22 protein-coding genes are annotated in these 20,578 nt (G+C 70.0%); 11 read left to right on the top strand and 11 right to left on the bottom strand.

The genetic code is table 11. The features are described from left to right. Positions 1-2: 2 nt before the first annotated feature. The 9 genes from LIP_RS03015 to LIP_RS03055 form a co-directional block, all read right to left on the bottom strand. Positions 3-305, bottom strand: coding sequence for a HypC/HybG/HupF family hydrogenase formation chaperone (locus tag LIP_RS03015; RefSeq protein ID WP_068134125.1), 303 nt, complete (start codon positions 303-305; stop codon positions 3-5). Positions 306-357: 52 nt separating this feature from the next. After that, positions 358-1,038: a hydrogenase nickel incorporation protein HypB gene (hypB, locus tag LIP_RS03020; protein WP_068134127.1), complete on the bottom strand. Its 681-nt coding sequence runs from the start codon at positions 1,036-1,038 to the stop codon at positions 358-360. After that, positions 989-1,384, bottom strand: coding sequence for a hydrogenase maturation nickel metallochaperone HypA/HybF (locus LIP_RS03025; protein WP_068134130.1), 396 nt, complete (start codon positions 1,382-1,384; stop codon positions 989-991). The genes hypB and LIP_RS03025 overlap by 50 nt, the downstream gene beginning before the upstream one ends. A gap of 14 nt (positions 1,385-1,398) precedes the next feature. Then, positions 1,399-1,956: a HyaD/HybD family hydrogenase maturation endopeptidase gene (locus LIP_RS03030; protein ID WP_144440303.1), complete on the bottom strand. Its 558-nt coding sequence runs from the start codon at positions 1,954-1,956 to the stop codon at positions 1,399-1,401. 13 nt (positions 1,957-1,969) lie between these two features. Beyond that, a complete protein-coding gene (cybH, locus tag LIP_RS03035) occupies positions 1,970-2,701 on the bottom strand; it encodes a Ni/Fe-hydrogenase, b-type cytochrome subunit (RefSeq protein ID WP_068134139.1) in 732 nt (243 codons plus the stop codon). A gap of 15 nt (positions 2,702-2,716) precedes the next feature. Then, positions 2,717-4,432, bottom strand: coding sequence for a nickel-dependent hydrogenase large subunit (locus tag LIP_RS03040; RefSeq protein ID WP_068134143.1), 1,716 nt, complete (start codon positions 4,430-4,432; stop codon positions 2,717-2,719). Between the two features lie 6 nt (positions 4,433-4,438). Beyond that, a complete protein-coding gene (locus LIP_RS03045; RefSeq protein WP_231699336.1) occupies positions 4,439-5,536 on the bottom strand; it encodes a hydrogenase small subunit in 1,098 nt (365 codons plus the stop codon). Positions 5,537-5,861: 325 nt separating this feature from the next. Continuing rightward, positions 5,862-6,518 carry a TetR/AcrR family transcriptional regulator gene (locus tag LIP_RS03050; RefSeq protein WP_068134153.1) on the bottom strand — a complete coding sequence of 219 codons (657 nt, stop codon included), beginning with the start codon at positions 6,516-6,518 and terminating at the stop codon, positions 5,862-5,864. Beyond that, complete coding sequence (locus LIP_RS03055) at positions 6,515-7,513, bottom strand: NAD-dependent epimerase/dehydratase family protein (protein WP_068134155.1); 999 nt, start codon at positions 7,511-7,513, stop codon at positions 6,515-6,517. The genes LIP_RS03050 and LIP_RS03055 overlap by 4 nt, the downstream gene beginning before the upstream one ends. A 322-nt stretch (positions 7,514-7,835) precedes the next feature. Between LIP_RS03055 and LIP_RS03060 the strand changes: the two genes are divergently transcribed. The 10 genes from LIP_RS03060 (at position 7,836) to LIP_RS20330 (ending at position 17,680) form a co-directional block, all read left to right on the top strand. After that, on the top strand, positions 7,836-8,753 hold the full coding sequence (locus tag LIP_RS03060; protein ID WP_068134157.1) for a MurR/RpiR family transcriptional regulator: 918 nt from the start codon (positions 7,836-7,838) through the stop codon (positions 8,751-8,753). A gap of 78 nt (positions 8,754-8,831) precedes the next feature. Further along, positions 8,832-10,235: an aspartate aminotransferase family protein gene (locus tag LIP_RS03065; RefSeq protein WP_198409685.1), complete on the top strand. Its 1,404-nt coding sequence runs from the start codon at positions 8,832-8,834 to the stop codon at positions 10,233-10,235. Position 10,236: 1 nt separating this feature from the next. Continuing rightward, positions 10,237-11,196: a TAXI family TRAP transporter solute-binding subunit gene (locus LIP_RS03070; RefSeq protein WP_068134159.1), complete on the top strand. Its 960-nt coding sequence runs from the start codon at positions 10,237-10,239 to the stop codon at positions 11,194-11,196. Between the two features lie 39 nt (positions 11,197-11,235). Then, positions 11,236-11,628, top strand: a complete 393-nt coding sequence (locus tag LIP_RS19930) for a DUF1850 domain-containing protein (protein WP_068134161.1) — start codon at positions 11,236-11,238, stop codon at positions 11,626-11,628. 21 nt (positions 11,629-11,649) lie between these two features. Then, on the top strand, positions 11,650-13,575 hold the full coding sequence (locus tag LIP_RS03080; protein WP_068134163.1) for a TRAP transporter permease: 1,926 nt from the start codon (positions 11,650-11,652) through the stop codon (positions 13,573-13,575). A gap of 5 nt (positions 13,576-13,580) precedes the next feature. Next, positions 13,581-13,943, top strand: coding sequence for a cupin domain-containing protein (locus LIP_RS03085; RefSeq protein ID WP_068134165.1), 363 nt, complete (start codon positions 13,581-13,583; stop codon positions 13,941-13,943). A 119-nt stretch (positions 13,944-14,062) separates the two neighbouring features. Further along, on the top strand, positions 14,063-14,356 hold the full coding sequence (locus LIP_RS03090; protein WP_068134172.1) for an ArsR/SmtB family transcription factor: 294 nt from the start codon (positions 14,063-14,065) through the stop codon (positions 14,354-14,356). Between the two features lie 106 nt (positions 14,357-14,462). Next, the gene (locus tag LIP_RS03095) at positions 14,463-15,032 is read left to right on the top strand and encodes a YceI family protein (RefSeq protein WP_068134173.1); all 570 of its coding nucleotides are present in this window, start codon (positions 14,463-14,465) and stop codon (positions 15,030-15,032) included. A 278-nt stretch (positions 15,033-15,310) separates the two neighbouring features. Next, on the top strand, positions 15,311-16,801 hold the full coding sequence (locus LIP_RS03100) for a potassium/proton antiporter (RefSeq protein ID WP_068134174.1): 1,491 nt from the start codon (positions 15,311-15,313) through the stop codon (positions 16,799-16,801). A gap of 237 nt (positions 16,802-17,038) precedes the next feature. Further along, positions 17,039-17,680, top strand: coding sequence for a class I SAM-dependent methyltransferase (locus tag LIP_RS20330; protein ID WP_082725786.1), 642 nt, complete (start codon positions 17,039-17,041; stop codon positions 17,678-17,680). Here the strand turns inward: LIP_RS20330 and LIP_RS03110 are convergent. Both LIP_RS03110 and LIP_RS03115 read right to left on the bottom strand, forming a co-directional pair. Beyond that, a complete protein-coding gene (locus LIP_RS03110; protein WP_068134176.1) occupies positions 17,628-18,080 on the bottom strand; it encodes a Clp protease N-terminal domain-containing protein in 453 nt (150 codons plus the stop codon). The two genes, LIP_RS20330 and LIP_RS03110, sit on opposite strands and share 53 nt — an antisense overlap. A gap of 73 nt (positions 18,081-18,153) precedes the next feature. Continuing rightward, complete coding sequence (locus tag LIP_RS03115; RefSeq protein WP_068134183.1) at positions 18,154-18,510, bottom strand: hypothetical protein; 357 nt, start codon at positions 18,508-18,510, stop codon at positions 18,154-18,156. Positions 18,511-18,826: 316 nt separating this feature from the next. On the opposite strand from LIP_RS03115, the gene LIP_RS03120 reads away from it, so the two are divergent. After that, positions 18,827-20,545 (top strand): S49 family peptidase, encoded by a 1,719-nt coding sequence (locus tag LIP_RS03120; protein ID WP_068134186.1) that lies wholly within the window; start codon positions 18,827-18,829, stop codon positions 20,543-20,545. The last annotated feature ends 33 nt before the right edge of the window (positions 20,546-20,578 follow it).

Here is a 20,578-nt window from a genome sequence, read left to right on the forward strand (position 1 = left end):
GCTCAGCGCAGCGCCCGCGGCCCGCCGCGAGATTCGGGGGCCTGGGACGGCTCATCGACGGGCAGCCCGGCCAGGGCCGGATCCTCCATCGCGTCGGCGATCTGGCGCAGCAGCTCCAGGGTCTGCCGGGCCTCGGTCTCGTCGATCCTGGAGATGGCGAAGCCCACGTGGATCGTCACCCAGTCGCCCACGCCCACCCCCTCCAGGAGGTCCAGGGAGACCCGGCGGGTGATGCCGCCCATGTCCACCAGGGCCATCCGGTCGTCCCGGAGCTCGAGGATCCTGCCGGGTATCGCGAGGCACATGGCGTGCTCCCTCCTCAGCTGATGCTGCACGTCGATGCAATGAGGCGCCCCTTCAAGCTCTCTCGGCCGCCCGCGCCCGCTTCGCGTGGACGCCCTCTTCGAGCCAGGTGCACCACGCGTCCAGCCCCTCTCCCGTGCGGGCGGAGGTCCGGAAGGTCTCGATCGCGGGGTTGAGAGCCCGGGCGTGCGCCTCAGCCCGGTCCGGGTCGAAGTCCGTCAACCCCAGGAGGTCGGACTTGGTGAGGACGAACGCCTGCGAGCGGCGGAAGATGCCGGGATACTTCTGGGGTTTGTCGTCCCCCTCCACGGTGCTGAGCAGCACAACCCTTGCGTCCTCGCCCAGGTCGTAGGAAGCGGGACAGACCAGGTTCCCCACGTTCTCGATGAAGAGGAGCTGGAGATCGGGGTCGTCCACCTTCTCCAGGTGGCGCCCCACCATCTCTGCCTCCAGGTGGCACGTGCCGCCGGTGACGATCTGGCAGACGGGGACCCCCGTAGCCCGCAGGCGGTTCGCGTCGTTCTCGGTCTGAACGTCGCCCACCAGCACCGCGGCCCGGACCCTCTCGCGCAGTCGTTCCAGGGTCCGCTCGAGGAGGGTCGTCTTCCCCGATCCGGGCGAGGAGACCAGGTTCACACAGAAGACGCCTCGGTCCTCCCATCGCCGGCGCAGCCCCGAGGCGAGCTCATCGTTGCGGGATAGAACCTTCTGCCCCATCTCCACGCGGGTCTTCATCTCGTTCCACCTCCACGCTCCCGATCTCCAGCTCCTCGCCCTCGAAGACCTCGGTGAGGAAGGACCCGCAGGCGCCGCATGCGACCGAGCCCGGCACGGGGCATCCCTCCACGCCGCACTCGGAGCACCGGACGCGCACCGGGATCCAGGCGACCTGGAGGCACGATCCGTCGAAGAGCGGAAGCCCGGCGGTGACCGCCTCGTAGGCGAAGGCCAGGGCGTCCGGGTCGACCGACGCCAGCTCTCCCACCTTGAGGTGGATGCGCACCACCCGCGAGGCCCCTGCGCCCAGGACGGCCCGCTGTACAGCTCCCAGGACCTCGCTCGCGATGGAGAGCTCGTGCATTTCGCCCCGCCTCCTCAGGCCGAGCCCTCGTTCCCCCTATCTCCTTCGCCCATCGGCACCTCCATGACCTGCACGCCCCAGCGGCGAAGCCAGGCCGCGGCGCGATCCACGGCTTCGGGAAGGGCCGCGGCCACGGCCGGGCTCAGCCCGGTTCCCAGCTGAAGCCAACCGGGAACCACGCCCACCAGCATCGCCCGGGCGGGCAGGCGCCCCCGCCAGAGCGCGAGGCCCAGGGCCTCCTCGAGCCCCACCTGGTGCTGTGAGAGCAGGGTGCCACCGCGGCGGGCCAGCTCGCCGGCGCTCAGCTCCACGATGGTGCCCGGCGGGCCCGGGCCGCGCACGGCGTCGAGCAACACCAGCTCGCTGGCCTCTTCCAGGTAGGCCAGGAGGTCCAGGCCACCCGTGCCGCCATCGACCGCAGCCACAGAGGGCTCGCAGCGGAAACGTCGGGCGAACGCGGCTATGGCCTGGACGCCGAACCCGTCGTCGCCGTAGAGGGGGTTTCCGAGGCCCATCACCAGGGCGCGGCGCACTGGCGGCTCCCTACGGGCCCGGCTCGCGGGGGTGGCCACGCCTGTGCCCCCGCTAGCGGCCCGAAGAAGGGCCGGCCGCCCCCGCCCGCGGCGAACCGGAACCGGCTCCGGGACGGCCCTGCGCGCCCCCGCCCTGGCAGAAGTAGTACCCGCTGATCATGGACGAGATCAGCCCCCGCCGGGCGCCCACGTCGATACGCACCACCTGGTACACATGGAGCACCACCCAGAGCGGGAAGAACCACGCGATCAGGTGGTGCCAGTACTGCACGGTCCGCGGCCCGCCGGCGAGAGGGATCGTCCAGCCCGCGAGACGCCCCAGGACGCCCTGCGGGTTCACCTCACCGTAAAGCGAGAACCCGGTGACCACCATGAACACCGCGGCGGTGAAAAGGAGCCCGTGCATCATGCGGGCCAGCTGGTCGTGGCCGGGGAGCTCCTGGTCAATCTCCGGGCGGGCCGCCAGGAGCTCGCGGGCGTGGTGTCCCACCGAGCGCCAGGCGTCGCGGCTCCAGAACCGGAAGACGTTCTTGGCGTGCTCGTTGCCGGCGAAGAACCAGTAGACCCGGAAGATCCAGTTGGCCAGGAAGACGTAGGCCGTGACGAAGTGGACGTATCGCACCCAGCCCATGACGAAGGTCTCGTAGGCCTCTCCGGCCGGCCGGAGCACCGGCGACCCGATGTAGAGCCCCGTGGCGAAGAGCACGGTGATGCAGAGGGCGTTCACCCAGTGGAATATCCGTACGGGCCACTCCCACACGTAGAGGATCTGGCTGCCGTTCACGGGAATCCCCCCTGTCTACAGAACCTGCACCCGGACCCCCTCCCGACCCTCCGGGTCCACCACGTGGACGGAGCAGGCGAGGCAAGGGTCGAAGGAGTGGATGGTGCGCAGGATCTCCAGAGGCTGATCGTCCACCGCGACGGGGTTGTCCATCATGGCCGCCTCGAAGGCGCCGCGCTGCCCCTGGGCGTCCCGCGGGGAGCCGTTCCAGGTGGTGGGGACCACCGCCTGGTAGGCGGCGATCTTCCCGTCGCGGATGTGGATCCAGTGCCCCAGGGCGCCGCGAGGCGCCTCGGTGATGCCGATCCCCTGGGCTTCCCTGGGCCAGGTGGACGGCTCCCAGCGCTCGTGGTTCACGGTGACGCGGCGGCCGTCCCTCACGTTGGCGACCAGCTGGTCGTAGAAGCTCTGGAGCCACCGTACGGCCAGTTGCGTCTCCAGGGCCCGGGCCAGGGTGCGCCCCAGGGTGGAGAAGAGCGCCTCCGGGGGCAGCCCCAGGCGGCCGAGGCTCTCATCCACCAGCTGACGCACGTCGTCCCGGCCGTGGGCGTAGGCCACCACCACCCGGGCCAGGGGACCCACCTCCATGGGAATGCCTTTCCAGCGGGGTGACTTGAGCCAGCTGTACTTGGCGGAGGTTTCCAGGGCCTCGTAAGGCGGCCGGGGCCCCGTGTAGTTGAACCGGGTCTCGCCCTCCCAGGGGTGCAGGCCGGCGTCGTCGCCCCGGCTGTACGCGTACCAGGAGTGAGTCACGAATTCCTGGATCTGCTCGGGGTCCTTCAGGTCCACCTCGTGGACCTCGTTCAAGTTCTTCCCCAGCACCACGCCGCGGGGCAGAAGGTAGCTCCCCGGCTCCCGGATGTCGGTCTGGGGCAGGTCCCCGTACGCCAGGTAGTTGCCCAGACCGCCGCCCCAGAGGTCGCCGGCGTAGAAACGGCCGATGGCCAGCACGTCGGGCAGGTAGACCTGCTCCACCATCTCCTGGGCCTGCTTGATGAGGGTGCCCACCAGGGCCAGCCGCTCGGCGTTGACGGCAGAGGGATCCTCAGGGTCCAGCGAGACGGGCACGCCGCCCACCAGGTAGTTGGGATGGGGGTTCTTGCCCCCGAAGACGGCGTGGATCTTGACGATCTCCTTCTGCCACTCCAGCGCCTCCAGGTAGTGGGCCACGGCCATCAGGTTCGCCTCGGGCGGCAGCCGGTAGGCCGGGTGACCCCAGTAGCCGTTGGCGAAAGGCCCAAGCTGGCCGCCGGAGGCGAAGCGCTTCAGCCGCTCCTGCAGGTCCCGGAAGTACCCGGGCGAGGATCGGGGCCAGGACGAGATGCTGGCCGCGAGCCGGCTGGTCGCCTCGGGGTCGGCTTCCAGGGCGCTGAGCACGTCCACCCAGTCGAAGGCGTGGAGGTGGTAGAAGTGGACCACGTGGTCGTGGACCATGAGGGTAGCGAACATGATGTTCCGGATCAGGTTGGCGTTGGCGGGGACCCGGATGTCGAGCGCGTCCTCCACCGCCCGCACCGAGGTGAGGGCGTGGACCGTGGTGCACACCCCGCAGATGCGCTGAGCGAGGGCCCAGGCGTCACGCGGGTCGCGGCCGGGGAGGATGAGCTCCAGACCGCGCACCATGGTTCCGGCGCTGTAGGCGTCGGCTACCCGGCCGCCCTCGACCTGGGCCTCGATGCGGAGGTGGCCTTCAATGCGCGTGACGGGATCGATCACCAATCGTTCGGCCATGGGTCGTCACCTCTCCACGCTGGTATCGGAGGAGTTGGGGCGGTGCGCGGCCCGGTTCTGAGCGCGCCGGGCGGCGGTGGCGCCTGCGTGCACGGCGGCGGCCCCGACGGCCGCGCCCACGACCGCCGCACCCACCCGGTCCGGGTTCCGGCCCAGGGCCGAGGCGGGAACGTCGGCCAGCTTGGTGTAGAAGGGGCCCTGGTCCCAGAAGCCGGCGGCGGAGCAGCCGAGGCACGGGTGGCCCGACTGGATCGGATAGCTGGTGCCCCCGTTCCAGCGGAGGAGCGCGCACGCGTTGTAGGTGGTCGGCCCCTTGCACCCCAGCTTGTAAAGGCACCAGCCCTGGCGGTATCCCTCGTCGTCGAAGGACTCGGCGAAGAGCCCCGCGTCGAAGTAGGCCCGGCGCACGCACGTGTCGTGCACCCGCTTGCGGTAGAAGGCGAGGGGGCGTCCCTGGCGGTCCAGCTCGGGCGGGCGCCCGAACGAGATCAGGTGAACGACGACCCCTGCGATCACCTCGGCGATGGGCGGGCAGCCGGGCACCTGGATCACGGGCTTCCCGCGCAGCACTGCGGGGACCCCGCTCGCTCCCGTGGGATTGGGGTTCGCCGACTGCACGCACCCCCACGCGGCGCAGTTCCCGTACGCGATGACGGCGGCGGCGCCCTCGGCCTCCTCCCGCAGGATGTCCAGCGCTGAGCGGCCGCCGATGGTGCAGTAGGCGGGGTCACCGGTGGGCACGCTGCCCTCCACGCACAGGATGTACTGCCCTCGGTACGTCTCCATGGTGCGGGCGGCCAGCTCCTCGGCCCGATGACCGGACGGGGCCATGAGGAGCTCGTCGTAGTCCAAAGAGATCATGTCGAGGATGATGTCGCCAACGAGAGGGTGCGAGGCGCGGATGAGCGACTCGCTGCAACACGTGCACTCCTGGAAATGGCGCCAGATGACCGGGGGACGCGGCTGGTTTTCAAGGGCCCGGGCGATCCGGGGGACCACCGAAGCGTGGAGACCCAGAGTCGCTGCGGCGGCGGTGCAGAAGCGCAGGAAGTCCCGCCGCGAGAGCCCCTTGGATTGGAAGAGGTCCCATACGGTACCAGCCAAGAGCATCACCTCCTGGTGAGTCTGTGTCGCGGCGAAGCGGGGACGAGAAGCCGGTCGTGCCCATGCCGTCGTGAAGGGCGTATGCTCGGACCCGCGTGTGCATGACGGTAAGACCTATCAATTCAAGTGAATTCCATGGATGTCATGCTTGTCCTTTGTCATGCGAGAAAAAGGGACAAATGGGCTAGTTCGATCGAACCACCCGGAGGTGCTTCCGCTGCGGGTGACGCTGCCGGGGGCGGGAGCGGTACTGGTGAGGCTGACCGATGTGCGGCAATAGTAGAGCTCAGTGTAGAGGCCCATCTCTACGGCTTCTCCGCCAGGCCTATCCATGTGCCGGTGGCCGTCTAGGATGAAGTGAGGAGCCACCGCTTGCGCGGCCCGTGGGTGTACCCTGACCAGCTCCGCCTCCAGCAGGCTCTCCCAGGCGCAAGAGGAACCATTCCAGCAACCCATACGCCGCGTCCAGGTCGACCTCATTCGGCGCCACCTGGTACTGCAGGTCCAGCCCGTCGAAGAATGCCTGGATCACTCCCGCCAACACCTGGGCCTCGGGCGGTGGCAGGTCCGGCGCAACGACCTGCACCTCCTCCAGAACGGCCTGGCGCAGGCCCCGGTAGAGGGCGGCCACAGCCTCGCGCAGGGGCTCTCGCTGCGCCCCGTGGACCCACAGGTCGGCCACCAGTCGGAACCACCCGGGCTCGGCCAGCCGGCGCCGCCGGACCGCCTCCAGCAGGCGGGGAACCCGCTCCTGGCCCGACGTCACGCCCTTCAGCTCGTCCCTCAAGGCCTGCAGGTGCTGCCCGTGCATGGACCACTCGAGCGCGGCCAGCGCCAGATCCTCCTTGCGGCGAAAGTAGTAGTGTAGGTGTCCAGGGCTGATGTCGGCCTCGGCCGCTACCGCCCGAAGCGAGGTGGCGTCGTAGCCGTCGCGGCTGAAGCAGCGGTAGGCCGCGGCGACGATGGACTCCTTCCGGTTCATGAGGCCGTCGCCTCCAGGAGGGAGTCACGACCCGCCTCGCGCGCCCGGAACCAGGCCAGGGTCTGGCGGATCCCCTCGTCGTACGGTGTTGCAGGGTATGAGCCAAAGGCGTTCCGGTAGCGGGTCCCGTCCAGGATCAGGGGCTCCTCCCAGAGGTAGAGCATCTCCCGCAGCTCGCGGGCCCCGGGGTCGAAGAGGCCGGCCAGTGCCGTGAGCGTTCGGCCGGCGGCCAGGATACGGGGCCTGGCGGCGCCCGCGACCTCGAAGATCCGTCCGATCCACCGGCGGAGGGTGATAGGGCCCGGACCGGGCAGGTGGAAGGTCTGGCCGAAGGCCTCTTCACGGGACGCTACGTCCACCATGGCCTGGGCCGCATCCCGGATGAAGACCAGCTCGTGATCCGCATCGGGGTTGCCGGGGCAGAGCACCTGGCCGCCCTTGCCCGTCAGGGCCTGGACGAAGGCGGGCTCTACCAGCGGATTGAGCACGTTGGGACCGTAAAAGTCCGGAAGGCGGAGGATGGTTACCGGAACGTCGCCCCTGCGATGGGCTTCCCAGAGCATCTCCTCGATCTGCATGCGGATGCGGCCCTTCCGGGTGTGGGCTGCCAGGGGATGGTCCTCCCGAACGGGCCGGGTTTGGGGGTGCCCGTAGACGTAGACGTTACCCGGGAAGGCCAGCCGGGCACCGGCGCGGGCGGCCGCCTGCACCACGGCTCGGTGGATGGCGGGTAGCCGGTCCCACTGCGGATAGGGGAGGTTCAGCCCATTGTAGCAGGTGTGGACGTCCGAGAAGGCCACTGCCCGCGCGTCCGGATCGGTCGCAGATCCGGGCAGCACCTCCAGGTGCGGACCCGCACTCGGGAAGAGGGCCGAGACCCGGGTCTCGTCTCGAACCAGGACCCGCACCCGCTCGCCTCGCCGGAGCAGCTCGGCGGTGACCGCCGAGCCGATGGAGCCCGTGGCCCCAAGGACCAGGTGAATCTTCGTGGACATGATCGTCCCTCCAGAGGAGGGCGCCCGGGAGGCAGGGACGCGGGCGCCGGATTAGGTCGGTTGGCCGACCCAAGTGTAGACGCGCCCTGGCTGGATGTCAAGCCCCATCCGCCTTCCCGGGCGGAAAACGACGTGCCGGGTTACTTGGCCAGGATCTCCTTCATCCGCGGGTACTCCGCTTCGCTGATCTCGCCAGCGGCCAGGCGTCGCTTGACACGTCCACTTCGACGGTCGCTTGGCAGCAGGAGATACCAATACCACGTCGAAGAAAAATCCCACGTTGCCTGAAAGATCCATAACACAACATGGAGTGAAACTTTCCGTGCGCGCGGCAGGTTCCGAAGCATCCAGGGAGCGCCCCCGCTCTGGGGCAGACCAGGTCCTGCGGGTCATCCACAACCACCTGGCGGGGTTTACCGAGTCCCAGGCGCGGGTGGGCCGGGTGATCCTGGCGGACCCCGATCGGGCCGCCTTCCTCACGGCCCGGGAGCTGGCGGACCAGGCCGGGGTCTCACAGGCGAGTGTGGTCCGCTTCGCGGTCGCCCTGGGGTTCGATGGCTATCCGGCCCTGACCCGGGCCCTGCAGGACCGGCTGATGAGCCGTCTGAGCACCGTGAGCCGGTTGCAGTCGGGCTTTCCCGGCGGCCGCACGCAGCCGCGCCTGGCGGAGCAGGTCATGGAGGCGGACGTGGCCAACCTGCGGGAGACCCTGCAGGAACTCGATCAGGAAGCCTTCGACCAGGCCGTCTCCATGCTCCGCTCCGCCCGCCGGGTGCACATCGTCGCGCTGCGGAGCGCCTTCGGGCTGGGGTACGTGCTGGCCTTCGCGCTCCGGTTGCTTCGCCCCGACGTGCACCTGCTGGAGGCCACCGGTGGGCTCTTCTTCGAGGAGCTCGCCCACCTGGGCCCCGATGACCTGGTGGTGGCCATCTCCTTCCCGCGCTACACGCGCCAGACGGTGGAGCTGGCGCGGCTCGCATCCGGACGGGGGGCGAAGATCCTGGCCGTCACCGACGGGCACGGCTCGCCTCTGGCCCAGATGGCCGACTGCACTCTCACCGCCCGCAGCCGGCTCCTTTCGGTGGTGGATTCCTTCGTGGCGCCCCTGAGCTTGCTCGACGCGTTGGTCACCGCCGTGGCCCTCCACGACGAGGGCTCGGTGAAGCTGCTGGAGGAGCTGGAGGACCTCTGGGCTCGGACGGGCGTCTACCACCTGGGGGACGAGACGGGGAAGGGCTGAACGCGCCGGGGCCGGCCGCCCCTGGAACCAGCCGCCGCGGCGGGCCGTGCAGAGGCGTCCATGAATGGAGGCGTACGGGTGGAAGCGCAGCAGACCATGGCGGTGGTACCCCGGGTCGACGATCACCTCTTCTACCGCGACCTGCGGCGGCCGCTGAGGGAGATCGTCCGGGGCGAAGGGGTCTACCTCTACGATACCGAGGGCCGCCGGTACCTGGACGGGTGTGCCGGATCCCTGGCGGCCAACATCGGGCACGGCAACCGGCGGGTGGCCGAGGTCCTGAGGCGCCAGGCGGAGCGGGTGGCCTTCACTCACCTCTCCCGGTTCACCAACGGGCCCGCCATCGAGCTGGCCGACTGGATCGCCGAGCGGGCTCCGGGCGACCTGAGCCGGGTCTACTTCGTCTCAGGCGGCTCGGAGGCCACCGAGACCGCGCTCAAGCTGGCCCGCCAGTACTTCGTGGACCGCGACGGGCCCGAGACCCCCCGCTGGAAGGTGATCGCCCGCCGTTCCTCCTACCACGGGAACACCCTGGGCGCCCTCTCCATGACGGGGCACCGGGCCCGGCGCTCCCCCTACGAGCCGCTCCTGAACGCCTTCCCGCACGCAGCCCCCGCCTACTGCTACCGGTGCCCCTTCGGGTTGGAGCCCAGCTCCTGCAGGCTCCGCTGCGCCACCGACGTGGAGGAGACCCTCCTCCGGGAGGGCCCCGAGACGGTGGCGGCCGTCATCGCCGAACCCGTGGTGGGTGCGGCCGCGGGGGCCCTCGTGCCGCCCGACGGCTACTGGCAGCGCCTCCGGGAGATCTGCGACCGCTACGGCGTCCTCCTCATCGCCGACGAGGTGATGACCGGCTTCGGCCGCACGGGGCGCCTCTTTGCCGTGGAGCACTGGAACGTGGTGCCGGACCTGCTGGTGCTGGCCAAGGGGATGAGCGCCGGCTACACGCCCATCGGGGCCGTGGTGGCCCGGGAGCCCGTCTGGGCGACGCTGCGGGATCGCTCGGGCCGCTTCGTCCACGGGCACACCTACGGAGCCAACCCCCTCTCATGCGCCGCCAGCCTGGAGGTCCAGCGGATCCTGGAGGAGGAGGGCCTGGTGGAGCGAGCCGAGGCGATGGGGCGGGTGCTCCTGGGGCTGCTGAGGGAGCGGCTGGGCAGCCATCCCCTGGTGGGTGACGTCCGGGGTCTGGGGCTCATGGTCGGCGTCGAGCTGGTGGCCGACCGGGTCACCCGGGAGCCGTTCCCGTCCTCCTGGGGCGTCGCCTCCCGGGCGGGGCTTGCGGCCGAGCGCCGGGGCCTGGTGGTCTACCCCGGCTCGGGCGCCCATGAGGGCCGGGGGGATCACGTGCTGATCGGCCCCCCCTTCATCATCGACGCAACACAGGTGGAAGAGCTGGCGGACTTGCTGGAGGAGAGCCTGAACGACCTGGCCGGGGAGTTGGCCGGTCGGAACCCACATCCTCGCGAGGAGGGAATCTGAGATGCGCCTCAAGACCAAGGGCCTCGTGCTCGCCGCAACCCTGCTGTTGGTGACCCTCGCCCTGCCCTCCGCCGCTTCGGCGGCGAGCTTCCTGGGGTTCGGGACGGGAAGCCCCGGGGGCGTCTACTTCCCCCTGGGCGGCGCCATGGCTGACCTTTGGAACCGGTACCTCCCGGACGTGAACGTGACCGCCGAGTCGACGGCGGCCTCGGTGGAGAACTCGCGCCTGGTGGGCAACGGCGACGCGGACCTGGGCATGGTCCTGGGAAGCGTGGCCTACCGGGCCTACAAGGGCGAGGAGCCCTTTGAGAAACCCCTCCCCCTGCGGGCGCTCTTCCAGATGTACCCCGCGCCCGAGCACATCGTCACCCTGAAGGGGACGGGCATCACCAGCGCCCGCGACCTGGCCGGCCGCCGGGTCTCCACCGAGGCGCCCGGCAGCGGGGCGGAGACCATCGCCCTCATGATCCTGAAGGCCTACGGCATCGACCCTGACTCCGGCATGCGCCGGGCCCGCCTCTCCCAGACGGAGTCCACCGGAGCCCTGCGGGACGGCGTGATCGACGCGGCCTTCTTCAACTTCGCGTATCCCGCGTCGGCGGTGACCGAGCTCGCCACCACCCGGGACGTGGAGCTGGTCTCCCTGGAGCCGGACATGCTGGAGAAGCTCCTGGAGGTCAACCCCTTCATGGTGCCCGTGACCGTCCCCGCCGGGACCTACACGGGTGTGGACCACGACACCCTGGCCCTGGGCGATTCCAACCTGGTGGTGGTCAACGCCGACATGCCCGAAGAGCTGGCGTACCAGCTGGTGAAGACGCTCTACGAGCACGCCTCGGAGCTCTTCGACGTGCACCCCGTGGCCCACCAGCTCGTACCGGAGAACGGAGTGAACACGCCGATCCCGCTCCACCCGGGCGCGGAGCGCTTCTTCCGCGAGGTGGGCGCGCTCCACGACTGACCGGCAAGCGACGGGCGCGGCCGGGACGCCGCCCGCTGGGTGCTCCGCCTCTCCGACGGGCGGGCAGCGGAGGTCCTCCTGCAGGTCCCCGTCCGCCCCGGTCAGCCCATCCGCTACGGCTACACCCATTCGTCGGACCGGACGCCCGTGGAGGATCTCTTCACCGTGACCCCCAGCGGCGGCCTCCGGCTCGTGGAGGAGCGCTACCGCTGGTACGGGGTGGGGCTCGAGTACCACAGCCAGGCGTCGATCCGGGAGGAGGACGGCCAGGTGGTGGTGACGGTGAACCGAACCCTGGGCCGGCTGCCCCTGCGGGTGGCCGCCACCGTGGACCAGTGGCTGGAGGTCGGCCCGTGCCGCTGGCGGCTGGGCGATCTGGCACCGCCTGGCGCGGCCGTGGTCCTGGAGGTGCATGCGGGCAGCGAGCCGTGATTCCCCGGGAGGTGAGGATACATGACGGCGACCCATTCACGCTCGGTCCGCTGGGTGGCGGGGGTCGCGTCCGCGCTGGCCGTGGCCGCGTCCCTTTACCACCTGTACGCGGCGTACTTCTACCCCTTCTTCGCCCTGACGCACCGGTCCGTCCACTGGCTCTTCATGGGCTCGCTGATCTTCCTGGCCCCCCTGATGAGGCGCGACCGGCGCCCGGGGTGGCCGCAGGCGCTCTACAGCCTGCTCTTCCTGGGCCTCACCTGGGCGGGCGGCCTCTACGTGATCACCCACTTCAGCGGCATCGCCTCCCGGGCGGGGGCGTACAGCCGGGCGGACATCCTCTTCGGACTCATGACGCTGGTGGCGGTGGTGGAGGCGGCCCGCCGCTCCACGGGCTGGGCGGTGCCCGCGGTGGCCCTGGCCTTCGTCGTCTACGCCTTCGCCGGGCCGTACCTGCCTGTGGCGATCGGGCACCGGGGGTACTCCTTTGCCCGGGTGATGCCGTACCTGAGCCTCACCACCAACGGCATCTTCGGGATCCCGCTGGGCGTGTCGGCCCAGTTCATCCTGCTCTTCATCCTCTACGGGGCGATCCTCGAGCGGACGGGCGCCGGGCGCTTCTTCCTCGACCTGGCCATGAGCCTGGCCGGGGGCACCCGGGGCGGGCCCGCCAAGGCGGCGGTGGTGGCCTCCACCTTCATGGGCATGGTCTCGGGGAGTTCGGTGGCCAACACCGTCACCACGGGGACCTTCACCATTCCGCTGATGAAGCGGCTGGGCTTCAGACCCGAGATGGCCGGGGGCGTGGAAGCCTCGGCCTCCACCATGGGGCAGGTGATGCCGCCCATCATGGGGGCCGCCGCCTTCCTCCTGGCCGAGTACATCGGCGTGCCGTACCTGAAGGTGGCCGTGGCCGCCACGATCCCCGCCCTCCTCGCCCTCTTCTCGATGTTCGTACAGGTGGACTTCTACGCCGCCGGGCGGGGGCTGGTGGGCCTGCCCCGGCAGGAGCTCCCGCATCTCGGGCGGACCCTGCGCGAGGGCGGCCACTTCCTCATCCCCATGGCGGCCCTCTTCTACTTCCTGGTGGGCGGGTACTCGCCCGAGCGGGCGGTCTTCTGGACCATCCTGCTCACGGTGGCAGACGCCCTGGTGGTGGCCGCCCGCCGCGGCGAGCTGCGCCGGACCCTGGCGGCCATCGTCGACGGGCTGCAGGCGGGGGCGGCCAACACAGCCCAGGTGGCGGCCATCTGCGCGGCGGCGGGGATCATCATCGGCGTGACCACCCTCACCGGCCTGGGGCTCCGGGTGAGCAGCCTGGTGGTGAGCCTTGCGGGCGGCAATCTGTGGATCGCGGCAGCGGCGGCCATGGTCGCCTCGCTCATCCTGGGGGCGGGCATCCCCACCACGGCCACCTACGTCATCCTGGCCACCCTGGTGGCGCCGGCCTTCGTGAAGATGGGCGTGGCCATCCTGCCGGCGCACCTCTTCATCTTCTACTTCGGCGCGGTGGCGGACATCACGCCGCCCGTGGCGGTGGCGGGGTACGCTGCCGCCGGCATCGCGCGATCGGACCCGTTCCGCACGGGCGTCGAGGCCTTCCGCATGGGGCTGGCCAAGTACGTGGTGCCCTTCCTGCTCTTCCTGAGCCCGGCGCTGATGCTGGACGGGTCGTGGGGTGAGATCGCCCTCGCGGCGGCCATGGCCGCGGCCGGCGTCGTGGCCATGTCCGGCGCCCTGCAGGGCTACCTGGCGGGCCGCAGCCGTTGGTTCGAGCGCCTCGAGCTGGCCGTGGCCGCCGCGCTCCTCTTTCGGATGCAGCCCCGCTTCGCTGCGGTTGGCCTGGCTTTGGTGGTCCTCATCGCCGTGGCGCAGTGGCGTCGCGGGGAGGGGCCGGTGCCGAGCACGGCCACGGCGAGCGAGATGACCGCGAAGGAAGGGAGCTGAAGGACGTGGCCGATGCGACCGCCTTTCCGGCGGAGCCGGAGGCGCTCTCGTGGGCGCACGTGCCCCCCAGGCGCCCGCACCCGGGCATCGAGACCCGGCGGGTGGACGGCCAGGGCATGACCCTGGTCGAGTACCGGTTCGATCCGGCGGCCCGCTTTCCCGTCCACCACCACCCCGAGGAGCAGGTCTCGGTGGTGACGGGGGGCTCGGTGGTCTTCCACGTGGACGGGCGCGAGGTGGAGCTGCAGGCCGGCCAGATGGTGCGGGTGGCACCCCACGTGCCCCACGGCGCCACGGCCGGGCCCGCGGGAGCCACCATGCTCAACGTTCTGGCCCCCCGCCGGAGGGGCGACGTGGTGTACGACTGAAGCCGGAGCAGCCGCGTCGCGAACACTCGCGAACACCCGTCCCGGTTGACGCGTCGCCGTCCGCGAGCTATGCTGGGAACGACTTCAAGGATTGTCGAAGTCCTGAAGGCAGGGTCGTCGTGGATCCAGAGGAGCGGGAACTGGTACGGGTTTATCGGGCGCTGGGGGATCAAACGCGGCTGGCGATGGTCCGCCTCCTGGCCCGGCGGGAGGAGATGGGGTGCGGCGAGCTGGCCGAGGCCCTGGACCTGACGCGGCCTACCCTCTCGTACCACACCCGCATCCTGGAGGAGAGCCGGCTCATCGACGTCCGCAAGGAAGGCGCCTACCGCTTCTACCGGCTCAGGCGGGCGGACGTGGGGCGGTGGGCCCCCGCCGTTCTGGGCACCCTCAAGGGAGACATAGAGTCCTAGGGATCTGGGCGGCGGAGGGAGAGGCCCCAGCGACCCGCTGGGCGGTGTTGAGCCCTCGGGACTTCAGGACTTCGACAAATACTCAAATACTCTGGAGGGATGCAGCGTGGCCACCGAAGGGCAGCAGGCAGTCGGAACGGGCCAGGAGACGACCGTCTGGACCATCGATCCGGCGCACACCACCGCCGAGTTCTCCGTGAAGCACATGATGATCTCCACGGTGAAAGGGCGCTTCGGTTCGATCGAGGGAACGGTGACGGGCGACCTGGATGACCCCACCCAGGCCGCGGTCGACGTGAAGATCGACGCGGCCTCGGTCGACACCCGCAACGACCAGCGGGACGCGCACCTGCGGTCCGCGGACTTCTTCGACGTGGAGCACCACCCCCACCTGACCTTCAAGAGCCGCCGGATCGAGCGGGCGGGCGACGACCGCTTCAAGGTGGTCGGCGACCTCACCATCCGGGGCGTGAGCCGCGAGGTGGTCCTGGACACCACCTTCGAGGGCCAGGTGAAGGATCCATACGGCAACCAGCGGGCGGGTTTCAGCGCCGCCGCCAAGCTCAACCGCAAGGACTTCGGGCTCAACTGGAACGCGTTGCTGGAAGCGGGCGGCGTGGTGGTGGGCGACGAGGTGAAGGTCGAGATCCACGCCGAGGTGACGCGTCAGGGCTAGCCGCGTGCGGACCCTCGGGTGGCTGGCAGGGCGGAGACCCCGGTGCCCGGCCCACGGGTGGCGGGGGGCTCCGCCTGCTGGCGGTCCACGGGCGACGCCTAGGAGGATTCGGGTGATGCGATCGTGAATCCCAAACGTGTAGGCCACCCTTCCCCCGCCTTTGGGACGTTACCCGGAACCTCGTGTGGGCAGGATGTTTACCACGCTCCCCCTTAGCATCGCACGCGGGGCGAGATAGCGCGCACGCGCGAGCCACCAGTGCTCGAAGAGGTGTTCGCATGGACCCAAGCGTCGTGTTCACGCTCTCCGTCGCTGCGGTGGTCTTGTGCGCGGGGATCTTTTCCACCAAGCTCGCCTCTCGCATCGGTGTCCCGGCGCTGGTGCTCTTCATCGCTGCCGGCATGGTCCTGGGCAGCGACGTGCTGGGACTGATCTACTTCGATGACGCACGGCTGGCCCAGCTGGTGGCCACCGCCGCGCTGGTCGTGATCCTCTTCGAGGGCGGCCTCCAGACCCGCTGGTCGCAGATGCGGCGCATCCTGGCTCCTTCCGTGACGCTGGCCACCCTGGGCGTGGTGGTCACCGTGGTCATCACGGGAGTCTTCGCCTGGAGAACGCTGGACCTGGACATTCCGATGGCCATGCTGCTGGCGGCCACCGTGGGCTCCACCGATGCGGCCGCCATCTTCGCCGTCTTGCGGGACCGGCAGATCAAGCAGCGCCTGAAGGCCACGGTGGAGGCCGAATCAGGCCTGAACGACCCGATGGCCCTCTTCCTGACCCAGATCTTCCTCACGTGGGTCCAGACGGGTTCGTTACCCATCGGTCAGGCGATTCTGCTGCTGATTTGGCAGATGGCCGTCGGCCTGGCCATCGGTCTGGCGATGGGGAGGCTGGTCTCCCTGGTGGTCCTTCGGGCCCGCTTCGACTCGGGCGGCCTCTACCCTCTCCTCCTCCTTGCCAACGCCCTCCTCACCTTCGCTGTCGCCACATGGGTCCAGGGCAGCGGGATCGTGGCCGTCTACGTGCTCGGCATCGTCTTGGGCGGCTCGGACCTTCCCTACCGGCAGAGCAGCATTCGATTCCACGAGGGCACGGCCTCGCTTGCTCAGATCATCATGTTCAGCCTTTTGGGCCTTCTGGTCTTCCCGAGCCGTATGGTGCCGGTCATCGTTCCCGGCCTTCTCTTGGCTGCGGGGCTCATGTTCATCGCCCGCCCCGTCGCCGTCTGGCTGTGCACTCTCGGGACGGGATACAGTAAGCAAGAGATCCTGCTCCTCGCCTGGGCAGGGTTGAAGGGGGCCGTCCCGATCATCCTGGCGACCTTCCCTCTGGTGGCCGGGGTGCCGCAGAGCGACCTCATCTTCCACATGGTCTTCTTCGTGGTGCTCACGTCCGCTCTGATCCAGGGATCGTCCATCTCCCTCCTGGCCAGACGACTCGGCCTGGTGGAGGCCACGTCGAGGCCCAAGCCCATCTCCCTCGAGCTGATCGCCGTGGAGAAGTCCAACGCCGACCTCATCGAGGTGGAGATCACGCCGGGGACCGACGCGGAGGGCAAGCAGCTTGCGCAGTTGAACCTCCCTGCGAACGTCACCGTCAGTGCCATCGTCCGCCACGACAAGGTGGTCACGCCCCGAGGCGTCACCCGTCTGGAGGCTGGCGACATCCTCTTCGTCCTGGCTGAGAGAGGTCAGCGGGAGCACGTGACGGACTTCTTCGCGGGCGAGGAGGAGTTGCCTGCGCCTGGCAGCGCTCCATCGACGTAGCCGGCCCACTCCGAAGCGTACGGCATGGCGCCGGTGGCGAGAACGCGCCCGGGTCAAGAGGTCACCAGGGCAGGGGAGCCCTACACCAGACCTCGAACATGTCATGAGGTCGTCACCTCCCGAACCTTCACCCTGGCGCAGAGGAGGTGATGTGGCTGGATCCCTGGTACCTCTGGCTGGCCGAGTCGCGCTTCGCGCACCTGAGCCAGGAGAGGCTGGAGCAGGCGATCACGCGCCTTGGGGGCCAGCGCGACCGGCTTCTGGACCTGGCCAAGGTGCGGCGCGGCGATCGGGTGCTCGACGTGGGGACCGGGACCGGCCTGCTCGCCTTCGGGGGTCGCCGAACGGGTGGGGCCCACAGGCGAGGTGGTGGGGGTCGACATTTCCCGGGAAAACGTGGCCGCATGCGGCAAGATCGCAGGCGAGCTGGGCCTCGCGGGCCGGGTGCGTTTCCTGGAGGGTGACGCGACCGCGTTACCGTTCCCAGATGCGGCCTTCGACGTCGTGCTCTTCCGGTCGCTCCTTCCCTATGTGGATCGAAAGGACCGGGTCGCGGAGGCGTGCGCCCGGGTGCTGCGTCCGGGCGGCCGCATCGCTCTCGTCGAGCCCATCAGCCGACGGTTCCGGTGGTTCTCGCCCACGGTGGGCGAGGCGGCGCCGGTTGAGGTGAGGCGTACGCCCGGTACGTGGCGCAGAAGGTTGCGGTGGAGGGGGCCGGGTACACCTGCCCGCCCGTGTATCTGTGGGGCGCACGCCAGGGCGAAGCGGCTCCTACCAAGCCGACCCATCTCGTCCTGCTTCGCCCCGAGCGCCCTGCCGCACGCGTCTAGCCGCTGGTCAGCACCTCGCGAACGGCCTTCAGGGCCGCCTCGCGCGTGACGCCGGCGCGCCGGAGGGCCTCACCAGCCGGATCCGTGCTCGCGGCGAGCGCGAGGAGCAGGTGCTCGGTGCCGAGATACCTGTGCCCAAGGACCTCCGCCTCGCGAGCGGCGGCTTCCAGGAGGGCTTTCGCCTTCGGGGCGAAGGCGATCCTGTCCTTGCGGCCGCCCGCCTGGCTGGAGCCGGAGGCTGATGGGGCCACGCTCGCCGCCGCGACCGCATGTCGCAGCGCGCCGCGATCCGCGTTCAGGCGGACCAGGGCCAGGTGGGCTATCCCATCTTGAAGCTCTAGAAGGGCCCTGGCCAGGTATGCAACCGTTACCGTCGCTGCCCCTGCCTGGCGGGCTTCAGCCTCGGCAGACTCCACGACGGTTCGGCTCCTTTCAGTGAACTGCAGCATGGTGTCGCCTCCTCGTCCATTCGAACGCTCGAGCCTTCCTGACCAACCATGGCGCCACGGCTGCATGGACCCATCATCCCGTGCCGCGGCTCTCAGGGCCCCCAGGCCAAGGCTGCCACCCTCCGTCCAGCTCGCGCTGAATCTGATCGCCGTCGAGGCGGTAGCGGGGCCAGCGACGGTCCGCGTCGGTGTTGAGGGCGTGAACCAGCACGGCCGCCTGGGCCCGCAAGCGCTCCCGCTCGGATTCGGGCAGGAGGCCCCCGGGTGCCAGGGCCAGTCGCTGTCCGCACCCGTGGAGCAGGTGTTCCGCCGCCTCGAAGAGGGCAGCCTCGATCACCTGGTTGTCGCTCAGGTCGAGAGCATACTTCAACGCGTGCAGGAGCTCGAGACCGCGGCGTGAGAGCCGGATGTTCTTCTGCATGCCCGCCACCGTGCTCCCTCCTCGGCGTGACGGTGATAGCATGATATCATACTTCCAACGAGCTCGCAAGGTCCGTCGAACGCTCCGCAACGCGTGTCGACGCGAGGCCGTGGCTCATCGAACGCGGCCGCCCAGGTCCCCGTTGCTCGGGTCAACGCCCCGTGCCGGAGGTCTCCCAGGGCAAGCAGGCGAACCGTGATGCCAGGGAGTTCGCCGAGCCGTTCGAGATCGCACGTGCCTCGGTCATCGGGTGCGGGCAGGTGGAAGACGGTGGGCTCACAGGAGCGTCGGAAACACGGGCGGATGAGAGGCAGGAGGTGGATCGATGCTCGCATACGTCCTCTTTGCCTTGAAGGATCTCTGGCGACGGCTCGCCAACCTCCGGCGTCGGATGCGGGCGGCGCCCGACTACGTTTTGTTTCTCCTGGAGGGCGCCTACCCCGACCTCCCCGCCCCCGACGGGGGCTTCCTCCGGCGGCGCCTGGCGCCCCGCCCTCTGAGCCTGGAGGAGCTGGCCGAGCGATTCGAGGAGGTGGCAGGTGATCCCCGGGTGCGGGGCGTGGTCCTCCACCTGCGCGCCCTCCGCCTGGCTCCCGCTCAGATCGGGACGGTACGGGGGATGATCGGCCGCCTGCGCGCCGCCGGCAAGCGAGTGGTCGCATGGGCAACCTCGTACGACATCGCCACCTACTGGGTGGCGTGCGCCGCCAACGAGGTCCTGCTGCAGCCGGGCGGGGGCGTGGCGCCGCTAGGACTGCGGCAGGAGTACGTCTTCCTGGCCGACGCCCTGGAGGCGGTGGGACTGAAGGGAGATTTCGTGCAGATCAGCCCCTACAAGACCGCCCCGGATCGGTTCACCCGCACGAACCTCTCCGACGAGGCTCGGGAAATGGCGAACTGGCTCATGGACAGCCAATACCACGCCCTGCTGGAGGCCGTCCGGGCGGGGAGAACGCTGGACGAGGCCGGGGCTCTGCGGCTGGTGGACGACGCTCCTCTCACCGACAAGACCGCCCTGGACCGGGGCGCCGTGGACCACCTGGTCCACGAGGAGGCGTTGCCCGCCCACCTGGGGACCGACGGGCGGCCGGCGCGCCTCGTTCCCTGGGACGAAGCTCGGCGCCAGCTCCTACGGCCACCCCTGCCCCATCCCGGCCGCCACATCGCCCGCATCCGCATCGACGGCCTCATCGTCGACGGCTGGAGCCGGCGGCCTCCTTTCCGGCTCCCGTTTCCGATCCTGGGAGAGGTGCAGACCGGGGATCTCACCGTGGTTCAGCAGGCCCGCCAGGTTCTGGAGGACCGCCGGGCCGCAGCCCTCATCGTCTACGTCAACTCGGGGGGCGGCTCGGCCACCGCCTCGGAGGCCATGGCTGCCTCCTTCCAGCAGGTGGCCGCCCGGAAGCCCGTGGTCGCGGTGATGGGAGACGTGGCCGCCTCGGGGGGCTACTACGTCACGACGCCGGCCCGGTGGGTGGTGGCTCGGCCGGGCACGCTCACGGGATCCATCGGAGTCCTGGCGGGCAAGTTCGTGGACACAGGCTTGGGCCGGAGGCTCCGGACCCACCGGGAGGTGGTGAGCCGGGGTAAGAACGTGGGCCTCTTCCACCCCGACCGGCCCTTCGAGCCCCACGAGCGGGCGTGGGTGTGGGAGAGCATCCGCCGCACCTACGAGCTCTTCCTGGAGCGGGTGGCCGCCGGCAGAAAGATGCCAGTGGAAGACGTGGACCACGTCGGCGGGGGCCGCGTCTGGACCGGCCGCCAGGCCCTGGAGCGTGGGCTGGTGGATGAGCTGGGCGGTATGGAGGAGGCGGAAGCGAAGGCCCTGGAACTGGCGGGCATCACGACCCGGTTGTCCGTGCGCGACGTTCGCGAGGGCCGGAACCTCATGGCTCCTTCGTCTGTGGCGGCTGGTGAGCCTGAGGGCCTCGGCGGTCTCCAGGCCCATCTAGCGACGGCGTGGGGGCTGTTTCGCGGCGGCGCGCCCCTCTGCCTCTCGCCCGTCCTTTGGACCAGGGACATGGGGTCTGCCTATGACCCTTGAGCGTGGGTGGAGCCAGGTGGATCGTTGCCCCGC

This window comes from Limnochorda pilosa (assembly GCF_001544015.1).
Taxonomy (GTDB): Bacteria; Bacillota; Limnochordia; order Limnochordales; family Limnochordaceae; genus Limnochorda; species Limnochorda pilosa.

What these genes read in the sequence shown, in the direction of transcription:
- LIP_RS03025 (WP_068134130.1), bottom strand. Translation starts at nt 1,384, where the DNA reads ATGCACGAGCTCTCCATCGCGAGCGAGGTCCTGGGAGCTGTACAGCGG.
- LIP_RS03015 (WP_068134125.1), bottom strand. Translation starts at nt 305, where the DNA reads ATGTGCCTCGCGATACCCGGCAGGATCCTCGAGCTCCGGGACGACCGG.
- LIP_RS03100 (WP_068134174.1), top strand. Translation starts at nt 15,311, where the DNA reads ATGGACCCAAGCGTCGTGTTCACGCTCTCCGTCGCTGCGGTGGTCTTG.
- LIP_RS03080 (WP_068134163.1), top strand. Translation starts at nt 11,650, where the DNA reads ATGACGGCGACCCATTCACGCTCGGTCCGCTGGGTGGCGGGGGTCGCG.
- LIP_RS03050 (WP_068134153.1), bottom strand. Translation starts at nt 6,518, where the DNA reads ATGAACCGGAAGGAGTCCATCGTCGCCGCGGCCTACCGCTGCTTCAGC.
- LIP_RS03040 (WP_068134143.1), bottom strand. Translation starts at nt 4,432, where the DNA reads ATGGCCGAACGATTGGTGATCGATCCCGTCACGCGCATTGAAGGCCAC.
- LIP_RS03070 (WP_068134159.1), top strand. Translation starts at nt 10,237, where the DNA reads ATGCGCCTCAAGACCAAGGGCCTCGTGCTCGCCGCAACCCTGCTGTTG.
- LIP_RS03120 (WP_068134186.1), top strand. Translation starts at nt 18,827, where the DNA reads ATGCTCGCATACGTCCTCTTTGCCTTGAAGGATCTCTGGCGACGGCTC.
- LIP_RS03110 (WP_068134176.1), bottom strand. Translation starts at nt 18,080, where the DNA reads ATGCTGCAGTTCACTGAAAGGAGCCGAACCGTCGTGGAGTCTGCCGAG.
- hypB (WP_068134127.1), bottom strand. Translation starts at nt 1,038, where the DNA reads ATGAAGACCCGCGTGGAGATGGGGCAGAAGGTTCTATCCCGCAACGAT.
- LIP_RS03055 (WP_068134155.1), bottom strand. Translation starts at nt 7,513, where the DNA reads ATGTCCACGAAGATTCACCTGGTCCTTGGGGCCACGGGCTCCATCGGC.